Genomic DNA, 14,270 nt, shown 5'->3' on the forward strand with positions numbered 1-14,270 from the left:
TTTCTAATACATAAAACCTACTTACATTATACTCCTCCCCAATTCAAATCACAATTTATTCCCCAGCCTTTTTCCCGTTCACAAGCTTCGGACAGTAAAACGCCTGGATCTTCATAGTCTCCTCATCTGATTCAATTTCCACATAATAATCCCGGATAAAGTATCCCGCATTATGCTCCTGAAGGGCGTACAGCTCCAATGTCTGAAAATCCACCAGTACCAGATCACGTGGCTTTGGCTTTTGTGTTTCCTCACAGAATACTTCCATGCTTTCCACCAGCTTATCCAGACATTCCTGACACAGATGGTTCTGTACTTTTTTCACATCGAAGATACTATCTTCCCCGTAATCCACCGATACTTCGGAAATCCCGTAATCCGACATCTGCTCCGTATGGAAAAAGCAGCCGCCTTCTCCTGTCCCGGTATAACCCATATGCCCGTTTCCCTGCGGGCCGGTAAGATTCCCGTCTTCATCGTGATTCCGTATATGCATATCCATCACATACCATTGATTGGTACAGATGACTCCAAGATCATCAAACTTCCGAAAATATCCCATCATGCTCCGTTCATGACTCCCACACAGCCAGCACTGCTTGGGATCTTTCAGCTTGCTTTCTACTAATTCAGGCACCTTTCTTTCTACCGGGTGATATTCCTGCTCCTGTGTTTTTTCAAGATAACCTGTCAGATCCAGCCGGCTGATTCCCAGTCCGATCAGAATTCCTGCCGCACATGCCAATAATCCCACATATCCCTTTTTCATATCATAGTCATCCTTTAAGAATTAGTTTTATAATGCTTTTAGGATTACTATATCAAATCTTGCAATCACTTTCATCATAAATCGCATATTTTTATGTGTTTTATTGCATATACAACTTTCAAAAAAACTGCCTGCGGCAATTTCGCAGACAGCTTCTATTTCATCATCTCTTCAATTATCACATCCAGCATCCGAAGCACGCTTTCCTGCTTCTTCGGTGTGAGCCCTTCCAGCTTTCCTTCCACTACAGAAGTATGTTCCATTCTGGTAAGAGGAATCACTTCCTTCAGCACTTCATTCGGTTCCGCACCTAATACATTCAACAGCTTTACAAATGTTTCCATCGTAGGTGTTTTCACTTCCCGCTCAATCGCACCCAGATGGTTGGTACTGATATCCACCAGTTCAGCCAGTTTCTCCTGCGTAATTCCTGCCTCTTCCCTGTACCTGCGGATTGCCTTTCCCATTCCTTTCACACGCACACCTCCTCCTTCCAGTATTCACTAACGCTTAAAGCATTAGTCATGTAAATCCAGTATAATTGGTTGCAAATCACGCTTAAAGTATCCATAAGGATTGCATTTACAACGCTTTTAGCGTTGGTCACGTTTTTGGCACTCCATCGTCTGTAACTGGCACATTCCTGCGATTGTAGCGGTAATTTACCCATGTTAAAATTGATATTGTCAAAATTATATGCAGAAGGAAACGCAGCACTGCCTTATGGGAAGCCTCTCCTGCGGCAAATAAGCTGCGTTTTTTCTGTAAGATAGGAGGATCTTTACAATTTCATACTTTGATTTAGGACGCAGCCTGCATTGACCGGGCTGCGTCCTTTCTTGAGGCAGGAAAACCATAAGCAAAGGCAGGGGAGGTAATTCTCCTGCCGCTCTTATAAAAAGGAGGTATCTTTACGTGAAACACAAACTGAAAAACGCTCCGCCGGACACAAAACGGCATGTCAATTATGGCAGATGCCTGTATGCTGCATTTCTGGCTGTCACAGTCCTCTGCGGATATACACAGCCGGTTTTTGCCGCTACCATCTGGACCAAAGCCAATGAGATCATGAAGGATGTCTATAACCAGATTATCCTCATTTCCACCATTGCTGCAGTCGTAACGGCATCGGTTGCCCTTCTGATGATGAATTTTTCCAAAAGCGGAAAAACCGTGGACGAATCACGTGCATGGCTCAAGCGTATCGTCATTACCTGGGCGATCTTAAACGGGCTTGGCTTTATCATGGCTTACATCACCCCGTTCTTTGCAGGCGGAAAATGGAACGGATAGACGAAAGGAGATGCCACTATGGGAATACTTGACGGAATCGTGGAATGGATTGCCGAACAGGTCATGAACATTCTGGATCTGATCACCACTTCAGTCCTCGGTGCTCTGGGCTGTTCCATGGATACGTTTCTTCGCTACTTTCCTGCAGCCGAGACCATGTATCAGGTCTTTCTGGCACTGGGCATCGGGCTGATCCTCTTAAACTGGGTATGGCAGCTCTTTAAAAATTACTTTATGGGAGCCGGTATCGAAGCGGAAGATCCCATTAAGCTGTCCATCCGTTCCTTCCTCTTTATCTTTCTCACCTTCTATGCGAAAGATATTGTGGATCTGCTCCTGAAGATTTCAGGAACACCGTACAACTGGATTTTGACGGAAGACCTGCCGCCTTTAAAATTTGCGGATTTTAACTCCGTAGTCACAGTCATCCTAGGAGTCTGTGCAAATGGGGCGGTAGCCATCATTGCACTGATTCTGGTACTGATTCTGGCGTGGAACTACATCAAGCTGCTCTTTGAAGCGGCAGAACGTTATATTCTTCTGGGGGTACTGGTCTACACAGCCCCGGCAGCTTTTTCCATGGGTGCCAGCCAGTCAACTGGAAATATCTTCAAAAGCTGGTGCCGGATGCTTGGCGGCCAGTTCTTTTTGCTGCTGATGAATGCGTGGTGCCTGCGGCTGTTTACTTCTATGGTCGGCACCTTCCTTGCCAATCCGTTATCCCTATAAGAAAGGAGGACCAAAATGAAACTTAGAAAGAAACTCATACCATTCCTGGTATTAACTGCCTGTCTGGTACTGTTTTGCTCCATGCCGGTCTTTGCAGCGGAGCTTACGGAAGCAGACGTGGAAGCGGCAGTTGCCAGTCAGGGAAAGGAGGCGGTAACCGGAAATGTCTTCGTCTGGTTCCTGTGTGCCATTGCCTTTTTAAAGGTATCCCGGAAAATTGATTCTTTTCTGGCATCGCTTGGCATCAATGTCGGCAATACCGGAGGAAACATGATGGCTGAACTTCTGATTGCAGGACGGAGCCTGACCGGTTCCATGCGTTCCCATGGTGGTGGCGGCTACCGCAAAGCCTCTTCTCCCGGAAGTGCGGCTGTCGCAGGAAGCTTCCTATCCGGCGGGCTTGCCGGAGCAGTGGGAAGACAGGTACAAAGGGAAGCGGTCAATTCCGCAACCGGTTATACCGAACACAGCAGTATCGGGAACATGCTTTACCAATCATCCCTGAACAAAGGCGGAGACTTTGCCAATCAGGTCATCAGCAACATTGCACAGGGAAATTACGGTCAGGTGGGTTCCATCAAGGGAGCAGACGCACAGAAAGCCTTTACTTCCTATATGGGCATCAAGCCGGGCGGCGGTTCTTCCTATGATAATGTAGAAATCGGCGGCGGACGGATCACCGGTACCGAAACCGGAAGTTCCGGGAACCGGGATTTTGCCCTGTACCATGCCGACCAGTATGCAGCTCCGACTCAGGGCTCCTACTCTACGGTACAGTCCGTGGACGGTTCCACCTGGTACAAGCAGTATGCACAGGATACGGTCGAAAAAACACCATATACTTCCGGCAGCGGCAAAGTAGCCTACAATGAATCCATTGTCCAGAAACTACCGCCAGCCCCACAGCGAAAGGAGCGTATGTAACATGCCAAAAACAGCCTTGATGGGCAGTCCTCTTGCTGTCATCGGTACAGTATTCCGGCACAGGCGCACCCTTGCGAAAACCGGAGCAGCCGTCGGCGGTGTACTGATGCTTCCCATGCTGTTCCTTGTCATGCTTCCGGGACTCGTCTTCGGAGACCTCTCTGAAAATACCGGAGCACTGACCAGCAACACGGTAATCAGTGAAAATATCCGGGCTTCCAATCAGGCAATCGTGGAGGTGCTTCAGGAAAGCCATGATGCACTGCTTGCTAAGATCAATGCGGAAATTGCCAGACTCCCGGAAGGAGATACTGCCTCTATCAGCGATCCTTACGCTTCCAGTATCATCGTAAATGCGAACCAGCTCATCGCACAGTTTTGTGCCAGCCAGGATGACTATAAAAATATAAATATCAGCAAACTCAAAAGCCTTATCCGGGAAAACGAGGACGGGCTTTTTTCTTATGACGTTACTTCAGAAACGGTCACGGTGGAAGTTCCGGCAGAAGAGGAAAATGCACCACCCAGAAAGGTTACTTTTACCCGCCATACCTACACGGTCAGCTATGCCGGAGATGCCTACTTTGCAGATCACGTCTTTCATCTGACCGATAAGCAGAAAAAAACGGCAGACAGTTATGTGGAAAACCTGACCATGTTCTTTGGCTGCTCCGCTTCCGGTCTTGCCATGGCGGTGGGTGTCAGCGATGAGGTGCTGGCTTACCGGGCTACCATCCAGCAGGTCGCACAGAAATATGGCATGGAAGCTTATGTGGAACTCCTCATGGCAGTCATGATGCAGGAAAGCGGCGGGCGTGGAAGCGATCCCATGCAGGCGGCAGAAGGCGGCTTTAATAAGAAATACCCCCATGTCCCCAACGGCATCACCGATCCTGCTTATTCCATCGAATGTGGGATTCAGGAATTAAAGTATGCACTGGATAAAGCAGGATGTACCGGACCTACCGACCTGGACCGCATCAAGCTGGCGCTTCAGGGTTACAATTACGGCTCCGGCTATATCGACTGGGCAATGGAACGTGACGGCGGCTATACCAAAGAAAACGCCATTGCTTATTCGGATATGATGTGTGCCCGTCCGAACTGGCATTATGACCGGTATGGGGACAAGGAATATGTGGAGCATGTTCTCCGGTATTATCAGATTACCAATACCGGCGGAAGCTATCCGGCAAATGGAATGCAGATTCCCCACTATCTCCAGACCGATTACGGAAACATCCCTTATGGCGGCGGCTCCATCGCATCTTCCGGATGCGGGCCTACCAGCTTTGCCATGATCGCCAGCTACCTGACCGGGAACACTATTACCCCTCCGGATGCAGTGGCATGGTGCGGGAATTCCTATTACAAGCCGGGAGTTGGAACCTACTGGAGCTACTTTCAGGCTGCAGCCAGTCATTTCGGCTGTGGCAGCGTCACACAGACCAGCAATGCCAATACGGTACTTCAGGCACTCTCCGAAGGCCGTCCGGTCATCTCCTCTCAGCGGGCAGGACTTTTCACCAGCGGCGGGCACTTCATCGTGCTCCGGGGTGTTACGGCAAACGGCAAGGTACTGGTCAATGATCCCAATGACAGTGACGCAAAGAACTATATTAACCGTGAATTTGATATGATGTCGGAAATCCATGCCACGGCAAATGCCTACTGGATCTTCGACAAAAAATAAAGGAGCCATTATGAACAGAACAAAAGTGATTCTTTCCATTTTCCTGATGCTGTTTCTGCTGCTTGCCGGACTGGTTCTCCCCAGTTTCTGGAAAAGCCAGAAAAAAGAAGCTTCCGGAAACAAAGGCAGGGAACCGGCAAAGGAAACAACAGAAACAAATTCTGATACCCCCATGCCGGAATATCTGGATTTTGATGCTTTAAAAGCATTTTTCTCCGACAGCCAGATTGCTTCTCTCAAAGAGCAGTTTCCTGTCTACCTAAAAGAGTATGTCAAAAAAGAACAGACAAGCATCACCTTCCTGCCGGAAAAAACCAGCTACCCTACCGAAACAACCGTCTGCCTGATGTTTTCACTTTCCGATCAGGATACGCTTCCGGTTACCTACCACACCCCGACGGGTGTGTTTTTATTTGGAGAAGACGGGGTACAGGTCTCTGCAGATACAACTGTTTACGAAAAACAGACAGATGATTCCCTGCCGTCCCTGACTTCGCAGGACATCGAACACCTGCAGGAAGGCGGGTATCCGGATACTTCTGACAGCCCGGAAGCTCCGGACACAGAATCCGGCAGTGCCTCTGTGCCTTCCAAAGATGCGAAAGATACGAAAAAGGAGGTGCAGCCATGACACAGCCAGAAGAAACACCGGTTTCCTTTATCCCGCCCAACTTCATTGAGAAAGGCAAGATCCTAAACGGAACTTTTGACATCCGCAATGCCATAGAAAGCATTGTTCTTTCCCTGGCAATTGGTATCCCTGTTTCCCACCTGCCGCTGTCCCTGACTGCCCGCATCATCATTCTCTGCATGACCGCACTTCCGGCGGCAATGGTAGCCCTGATTGGAATCGGCGGAGAGAGCATCACTGCCTTTCTGATGAATGCCTTGCGTTTTGTAGTGAACCGCAGGGTAATCTGGAGGTCCGACAGTCTTCCGGAAGGAAAGCCACGCAGGAACCCACGTTCCAAAGAGCCAAAGACAAAGAAACACCGGAAAGCAGAAAAAACGGCAGAGCCTTCCAAAGTAATGGCATCGGCTCCCCCGCAGTCTGAACCGGACGCACCAGCCCCGCCAAAAAGTAAAAAAAAAGAACACCGACAGTTTGATACCTCCACCAAGCGGGGCATCAAAAAACAGGCAAAGGAAGATATCCGTTATCTAAAGTGGGAGCAGAAAGAAGCCAGCCGACAGAAAAAAGAGGCGGCGAAACAGATAAAAATCCAGAAAAAAACGGAAGCCCGGAGACGAAAGGAGGAAGAAAAACGGGCAGTTTCCGAAAATCGGGCGGCAAAAAAAGAGCAGAAAAAGAAGGTGGTTTCCAAGAAGGACGCCTCATCTGCCACGGCAAACCCCGTTTCCCGGAAAAAGCGAAAGAAAGACCAGACCTTGGAGGATTATCTTCCGGTGGAAAAAATCGAAAACGGGATCGTCTATACCACAGACGGACGGTACGTGAAGATCCTGGAGATTGAACCAATCAACTTCCTGCTTCGAAGTGCCAGAGAACAGCAGGGCATCATTTACAGCTTTATCAGCTACTTAAAGATCAGCCCGGTCAAACTCCAGATCAAGATGATCTCCAAAAAAGCAGACATCAATAAGCATTTGGAGCAGTCCCGGCTGGAGCTGGAGCGGGAAACCGATCCTCATTGTCAGGAGCTGCAGCGTGACTACATCCAGTTTGTCCAGAACTTAAGTTCCAGAGAAGCAGTATCCAGACGGTTCTTTCTGATTTTTGAGTATGAACCCTTCAATGCCAACCGGAAGGAGGAGGAACGGGAAATCCTTGCCGCCCTTGAGACGGCATCCCAGACTGCCAAAACCTTTCTGTACCAGTGCGGGAATGAAGTGGTCACCCATGACAATGAGGATGAATTTACCACAGATGTCCTGTACACACTGTTAAACCGTACCCTTTGTACGGAGGTTCCGCTTCCGGACCGGATCAGCACTGTACTGTCCGCCTATACAAAGGAAAACCGCATGGAGGAACTGGATCACATCCGGATCAACGAGTTTCTCGCACCGGAAAGTGTGGATTTCAAGCACTCCCATTATGTGCAGATCAATGGGCTTTACCATTCCTACCTGCTTGTGCCGTCTGACGGCTACAAAAACCGGGTAACTCCCGGATGGCTGTCACTCCTTGTCAATGCCGGGGAAGGGATTGATATTGATTTCTTTCTCCAGAAACAGCCAAAGGACAAGATCCAGCAGCGTCTCGGTCAGCAGATCCGTATCAACCGTTCCAAATTAAAGGATGCGTCCGATACCAACACTGACTATGATGACCTGAATTCTGCCATCCGCTCCGGATATTTTCTGAAGCAGGGACTTGCCAACAACGAAGATTTCTATTACATGAATCTTCTCATCACCATTACTGCTTCCACGTTGGAAGAACTGCAGTGGCGGATTCAGGAAATGAAAAAGCTCCTGATCTCGCAGGATATGAACTTACACTCCTGCTACTTTTTACAGGAGCAGGGATTTTTATCCTCTCTGCCGCTGGCAAATCTGGACAAGAAGCTTTTTAAGCTGTCCAAGCGGAACGTACTGACTTCCGGGGCGGCAAGCTGCTATCCCTTCGTCAGCTACAGTATCTGCGATGATAACGGAATCCTCTTTGGGGTAAACAAGCATAACAATTCCCTGGTCATTGCGGATATCTTTGATTCCAGGCAGTACAAGAACAGCAACATCTGTATCTTAGGCTGTTCGGGAGCAGGAAAGACCTTCACCATGCAGACCATGGCACTAAGGATGCGAAGAAAAGGCATCCAGGTGTTCATCATCGCTCCGCTAAAGGGACACGAATTTTACCGGGCTGCAAGGAATGTCGGCGGAGAATTTATCCAGATCTCTCCTGCCAGTAAGAACTGTATCAACATCATGGAAATCCGGAAGGTAGACAATTCTGTAAATGAACTGCTGGACGGACCGACACTGGATGCCTCCGCACTGGCAGGCAAGATCCAAAGGCTTCACATCTTCTTCAGTCTGCTGATCCCGGATATGTCCCATGAGGAGAAGCAGCTTCTGGATGAAGCCCTAATCAAAACCTATGCCAGAAAAGGGATTACACATAAAAATGAATCCCTGACAGATCCGCAGCATCCGGAGCAGTACAAAAAGATGCCCATTCTGGAGGATGTCTACAATGTCCTGCTGGAAAGCGAGGATACCAAACGTCTGGCTCATATCCTGAACCGCCTGGTTCACGGTTCTGCTTCTTCCTTTAACCAGCAGACCAATGTGGACCTGACCAATAAATATACGGTACTGGATATCTCCGAACTGACCGGTTCCAGCGATCTTTTAACGGTCGGCATGTTCGTTGCCCTGGATTATGTCTGGGATAAAGCGAAGGAAAACCGTACCGAAGAGAAAGCCATCTTTGTCGATGAGGTCTGGCAGCTCATCGGTGCATCCAGCAACCGGCTTGCAGCGGAATTCGTACTGGAGATTGCCAAGATCATCCGTGCTTACTCCGGAGCCGGCATCTTTGCCACACAGGATTTAAACGACTTCTTTGCTCTGGATGACGGGAAGTACGGCAAGGGTATCATCAATAACTGCAAGACCAAGATTATCCTGAACATGGAGGATGAAGAGGCACAGCGGGTGAAGACTATCCTGCATCTATCGGAAACAGAAGTAATGAACATCACCCATTTCCAGCGGGGCAACGGTCTGATCTCAACCAACAACAATAACATCACTGTGGAATTTAAGGCTTCCAATCTGGAAAAGGAGCTGATTACCACAGATCGGCAGGAGCTTCTGGAAATCCTTGCGAAACAGAAGAAACAGGCTGTGTAACTTTTGGCAGCACTGACGCTGCCCTTTTCATTTGAACTTCAAGAAGGAGGAGACTTATGTTACAGACATACAAATCCTATACCAGACGGACGCTGGCTATGCTGCTGGCAGTCCTTGTCGCAGTCGGCGCATTGTTTTCCGGCAGTTTTCCGGTTCATGCAGCCGACGGCACCATCAGCTATAAGGCAGGTGCCAATATCCCTTACGGCAGCTATTTTACCTCCCGCATGAACTTTGACGGGAGCAATACTGCCTACTGCGTGGAACCACTGAAGAAAACACCTTCCTCTGGTTCCTATTCCTATGACCTTTTAAGCCAGAACTCCCCGCTCAGAAAAGCGCTCTACTACTTAAACGGCGGTTACGGCTACGATAAAGTCGTCAAGGATAAATATTTCAGTGGCTGGAGTGATGATAACAGCTATGTCATCGGACATCTGGTTGTCGCTTACATCTATGCCGGTAATTCCGCTGACACCGGAGCTTTCCATGGCGCCCCGCAGTCCTATATTGATAAAGCACTGGAAGTAGCCAGTGCCATTCAGGGACTTCCGAACCCGCCGGAAGGCTTCCGGGCATTCATCGTTCCGGGACAGGGCAGCCAGACCATTGCCGGAAGCTGGTATCAGGTTCCAAACGGCTGGATCGAACTGAAAAAATCTTCTGCCAACGGAAGCGTATCGGACGGGAATCCGAATTACAGCTTAAAGGGTGCTGTGTATGGGATCTATCAGGGTGAGAAGCTCATCCAGAAACTGACCACTGATGAAAACGGGTATGCCAGATCCGGCGAACTGGAGGAAGGCGATTATACCATAAAAGAGCTCTCTGCTTCCAAAGGCTACATTGTAGACACCAAAGCTCACAAAGTCACCGTAAAAGCAGAACAGACTTCTGCTGCAAACGTAACAGATATTCCGCAGAATAATCCCATGGATCTGGTGCTTGAAAAGCTGGATGCCGAAACAAAGAAAGCCTCCCCACAGGGAGCAGCTTCCCTTGCAAACGCAGAATTTACAGTCAAGTTCTATACCGAGCAGTCTGACAGTGATCCTGCGGAAGCTGGAAAGAAACCGGCACGTACCTGGGTATTAAAAACAGATGTTTCCGGAAAGATGCATTTTACCAAAGATTCCTTTGTAAGCGGCGATGCCTTTTACTATACCAGTGATGGCAAGACCGTCTGTCTTCCGCTCGGTACCATAACGGTACAGGAAAGCAAAGCCCCTGCCGGATACCAGCTCAATCCAACTGTCTTCGTACAGAAAATTACAGGTGACGGTAAGCAGGAAATGGTTTCGGTATACCAGTCTTCTACCATAGAAGAATCTGTCATCCGTGGCGGAGTGAAGATCCAGAAACGTGACAGCGAGACCGGAGAAGCAAAACCGCAGGGTTCTGCCACTTTGGAAGGTACTGTCTTTGCGATCACTACGTTAAATGAAAATCCGGTATTAGTAGACGGAACATCCTACACGAAAGATCAGGTTGTCCTTACACTTACTGCCGATAAATCCGGTTCTGCTGCAACTGCAAAAGATGCTCTCCCATTCGGACATTACCGTGTGGATGAAACAACTGCACCTTCCGGTTATCTGAACAGCGGAAAGATCTCTGTAGAATTTGACATCACAGAACAGGGAAAAATCGTGGAACTGACTGCAAAAGACAATTCCATCTCCAATCAGGTCATCCGCGGGGATCTGGAATTTGTCAAGATTGCTGACGGCAGCCAGAACCGTCTGGCAAATGTGCCATTTAAGATCACTTCCAAAACAACAGGCGAAAGCCATGTGATTGTGACAGATGCCAACGGTTATGCCAGCACTTCCTCCAAATGGAACAAACATACCGCAAATACCAACCGGGGTGAGTCTTCGGAAGACGGCATCTGGTTCGGCACCTCCAAACCGGATGATTCCAAAGGCGCTCTCATTTACGATACTTACACTCTGGCGGAACAGCGTTGTGATTCCAACAAAGGCATGGATCTTTTAACCTTTGAAGTCAAGGTTTATAAGGATTCTGTTCTGATACAGGTTGGAACTCTGACCGATGATGCCATTGAGATCGGCACGACTGCTCTGGATGCCGAGACCGGTACACACATGAGCCAGCCGGCAAAAGAAGTGACCATTGAAGACGTTGTGGAATACGAAGGACTGAAAAAGAGCCAGAAATACAAACTGACTGGAACCTTAATGGATAAAAAAACCGGGGAACCAATCCTTGTGGATGAAAAACCGGTGATTTCTGAAACTGAATTTACTGCAAAGAAATCCTCCGGCTCCGTCAAAGTAACCTTTACCTTTGATGCAACTTCCTTAAAGGGAAAAACAACCGTTGTCTTCGAGGAATTATATCAGGATGAGATGCAGCTTGCAGTCCATACCGACATCAACGATGAAGACCAGACCATCTATTTCCCGGAAATCAAGACTACTGCGAAAGATGCGGACACGAACTCCAATATTTCCTGTGCAAAGGAAGAAATCACGCTGGTGGATACGGTTTCCTTTAAGGGGCTGGTTCCTAACCAGAAATATGAAGTGACTGGAACTCTGATAGATAAAGAAACAAAGAAACCAGTCGAAGCAGACGGAAAACCGGTGACAGCAAAAGCATCCTTCAAGCCAAAAGAATCCGCTGGTACGGTAGATGTTACCTTTACCTTTGATGCCAGCTCCTTAAAAGGGAAAACAGTAGTTGTCTTTGAATCCCTGGCTTACAAAGACAAGGAAGTTGCCGTACACACAGACATTGCGGATGAAGGACAGACTATTTACTTCCCGGAAATCAAAACCACTGCAACAGATGCTGCTTCCGGCACACACTATGCAAAACCGGAAAAAGAACTGACGCTTACAGACCTTGTGGAATACAAAAACCTGATCCCAGGCAAAGAGTACAAGCTGACAGGAACACTCATGGATGCGGAAACCGAAAAACCTTTCGATGTGGATGGCAAAGCTGTGACTGCAGAAACAAGTTTCACTCCGGAAGAAGCTAACGGCAGCGTAGAGCTTTCCTTTACCTTTGATGCCTCTGCACTTTCCGGAAAAACGCTCGTGGCATTTGAAACAATGACTTTTGAAGATCACGAAGTAGCGGTACATGCGGACATCAAAGATGCCAACCAGACCATCTACTTCCCGGAAATCAAAACCACAGCCAAAGACGGCAGTGACGGGGATCAGGATGTCTCTGCTTCCAAGGAAGCGACTATCGTAGATACGGTCACTTATCATGGTCTGATGCCTGGATCTGAGTACAAAGTCATCGGAACCCTGATAAATAAGGAAACCGGAGAGGCTTTGTTAAAAGACGGAAAACCAGTTACCGCTCAGGCAGAATTTAAAGCAGAAAAAGCTGGCGGCTCTGTGGAAGTTACCTTTACCTTCGACGCTTCTGCTCTTGCCGGACAGGATGTGGTTGTCTTTGAAAAGCTCTACTATACAGACGGAAAAACCGAGCATGAGATTGCTTCCCATGAGGATCTGAAGGATGAAGGTCAGACCGTACACATGACGGAGCTTCCGAAAGAACCGGAGACGCCTCCGGTAGCTCCGCCTGTAAAGACCGGCGATGAGACGCCGCTTCTCCTGTATGCCGGAATCGCCATAGCTGCACTTGCAGGTGCAAGTGTCCTGGGCATCGTTTACTTCAAACGCAAAAAGAAACATCAGTAACTCATAACGAAGACTCCTGCAGGCAGCTCCCACATGGAACTGCCTGCTTCTTTAGTAGGTGATGAATATGAAACACCCCCACTGCAAGACAGATGCCAAGCACATCCGTCATTTTCTGAACCTCTGTGAAGGGAACTGGCACTCCTGTATCTACGTCTGGTGCCGCACTTGTAACGCACAGGAAAGCTGTGAGAACTCTGGCTTTTTATTCCATCCGGATGAAACGGGAAGCCCCTGCATCCTCCCTCTTTCAGATGCAGCGCTTTTGTTTCCCCGGATACCGGAGCCAACCGAATGTACCGGAAGCATGAGCATTGCTGCTTTTACAGAGCTTTATCTGCCCTATCTGGCCGCTCAGAAGCTGCCTTTAAAGCCATGTCCCATTCCGGCACTGCTCCGGCTTCAGGAGAACCAGCAATATGACTGGTAACAAAAAGTTGCACTTTCAGGCTCTTATACGTACAGGATATGTAAAGAAAGGAGGCACTGCCTATGTTAAACGTAATTTCAATCATCCAATGTATCGATCAGGTCTTTACGAACCTGATATTTATTCCCATGATTTTTGTCCTGTATGTGAAATTCCGTCCGAAAAAGCCATGGACCAGAAGGCGCAGGAACACTTACCTGCTCTGTCTGGTACTGATCAGCTTATTCCTGCTACGGATTTTCTGTGAGAAGTTCATCTTTACACCGGTTAATTATCCACGTTTCACAGACAGCGGCTTATTCCCGCTCATCCGAGCAATTTTCTATCCCGGCATCTGAAAAATGGGGATTCGTGCCATTTAGTCCGAATCTGGGATCAGTATCCGCTTGCGTCCTATGGGAATTCATCACCTGCTTACTTACAATATAAGTATACAGTACGTACTGGTTATTCACGTACACGTTACGTATCGTGTATGTACAAGCGAGGTGAAAACAGATGAAGAAACCAAAAATCATCCGCTGCCCTTACTGCGGCGGAACAGCAATATTAAGAGATGCATCCTTTGTATATGGAACGCATTCTCATGGCGGACAGGTTTATGTCTGCTCCCACTATCCATCCTGCAATTCCTATGTCGGGGTACATCCGGGAACCAAGATACCAAAAGGAACGCTCGCCAACCGGGAGCTTCGTCAAAAGCGGATTCAGGCACATCGAATTTTCGATCAGATCTGGCAACAGGGCATCCTTTCCAAACCGGAAGCATATCGCTGGGTGGCAGATAAGTTCTGTCTGACAGATAAGCAGGCTCACATCGGACAGTTCAGCAACTATATGTGCGACCAGCTCATTCGGGAATCCGCAGATGTTTTAAAGAACAACCATATTCCCTTCCGCCTCCGGGCAGCCAGCTGA

General features: G+C 48.3%; 12 protein-coding genes. 10 read left to right on the forward strand and 2 right to left on the reverse strand.

All coding sequences use genetic code 11. The annotated features are described in order from the left end of the window. Positions 1 to 55: 55 nt before the first annotated feature. Positions 56 to 769 (reverse strand): hypothetical protein, encoded by a 714-nt coding sequence (locus DWY31_RS12000; RefSeq protein WP_117536978.1) that lies wholly within the window; start codon positions 767 to 769, stop codon positions 56 to 58. Positions 770 to 924: 155 nt separating this feature from the next. Continuing rightward, positions 925 to 1,236: a helix-turn-helix domain-containing protein gene (locus tag DWY31_RS12005; RefSeq protein ID WP_240577250.1), complete on the reverse strand. Its 312-nt coding sequence runs from the start codon at positions 1,234 to 1,236 to the stop codon at positions 925 to 927. 448 nt (positions 1,237 to 1,684) lie between these two features. Here DWY31_RS12005 and DWY31_RS12015 point away from each other — a divergent pair, with 448 nt between their 5' ends. From DWY31_RS12015 to DWY31_RS12060, 10 genes are all read left to right on the forward strand, one after another. Further along, on the forward strand, positions 1,685 to 2,062 hold the full coding sequence (locus tag DWY31_RS12015; protein ID WP_005333524.1) for a hypothetical protein: 378 nt from the start codon (positions 1,685 to 1,687) through the stop codon (positions 2,060 to 2,062). Positions 2,063 to 2,080: 18 nt separating this feature from the next. Then, positions 2,081 to 2,791: a hypothetical protein gene (locus tag DWY31_RS12020; protein ID WP_005333522.1), complete on the forward strand. Its 711-nt coding sequence runs from the start codon at positions 2,081 to 2,083 to the stop codon at positions 2,789 to 2,791. Positions 2,792 to 2,806: 15 nt separating this feature from the next. Next, positions 2,807 to 3,715, forward strand: a complete 909-nt coding sequence (locus DWY31_RS12025; protein WP_118520729.1) for a hypothetical protein — start codon at positions 2,807 to 2,809, stop codon at positions 3,713 to 3,715. A 1-nt stretch (position 3,716) separates the two neighbouring features. Next, positions 3,717 to 5,408: a lysozyme family protein gene (locus tag DWY31_RS12030; RefSeq protein WP_117536980.1), complete on the forward strand. Its 1,692-nt coding sequence runs from the start codon at positions 3,717 to 3,719 to the stop codon at positions 5,406 to 5,408. A 10-nt stretch (positions 5,409 to 5,418) separates the two neighbouring features. Further along, entirely contained in the window at positions 5,419 to 6,039 is a 621-nt protein-coding gene (locus tag DWY31_RS12035; RefSeq protein ID WP_158575516.1) for a DUF5038 domain-containing protein, read from the forward strand. Then, a complete protein-coding gene (locus DWY31_RS12040; RefSeq protein WP_118520731.1) occupies positions 6,036 to 9,233 on the forward strand; it encodes a TraG/VirB4 family ATPase in 3,198 nt (1,065 codons plus the stop codon). The genes DWY31_RS12035 and DWY31_RS12040 overlap by 4 nt, the downstream gene beginning before the upstream one ends. A 56-nt stretch (positions 9,234 to 9,289) precedes the next feature. Then, entirely contained in the window at positions 9,290 to 12,922 is a 3,633-nt protein-coding gene (locus tag DWY31_RS12045; RefSeq protein ID WP_243060574.1) for a VaFE repeat-containing surface-anchored protein, read from the forward strand. A 61-nt stretch (positions 12,923 to 12,983) separates the two neighbouring features. Beyond that, entirely contained in the window at positions 12,984 to 13,352 is a 369-nt protein-coding gene (locus DWY31_RS12050; RefSeq protein ID WP_136017835.1) for a hypothetical protein, read from the forward strand. Positions 13,353 to 13,414: 62 nt separating this feature from the next. Then, positions 13,415 to 13,690 (forward strand): hypothetical protein, encoded by a 276-nt coding sequence (locus DWY31_RS12055; RefSeq protein WP_008373818.1) that lies wholly within the window; start codon positions 13,415 to 13,417, stop codon positions 13,688 to 13,690. 160 nt (positions 13,691 to 13,850) lie between these two features. Then, entirely contained in the window at positions 13,851 to 14,270 is a 420-nt protein-coding gene (locus DWY31_RS12060; protein ID WP_005333505.1) for a DUF3268 family zinc-finger domain-containing protein, read from the forward strand.

It is taken from the genome of Dorea sp. AF24-7LB (genome assembly GCF_003478575.1).
Lineage (GTDB): Bacteria > Bacillota > Clostridia > Lachnospirales > Lachnospiraceae > Dorea_D > Dorea_D hominis.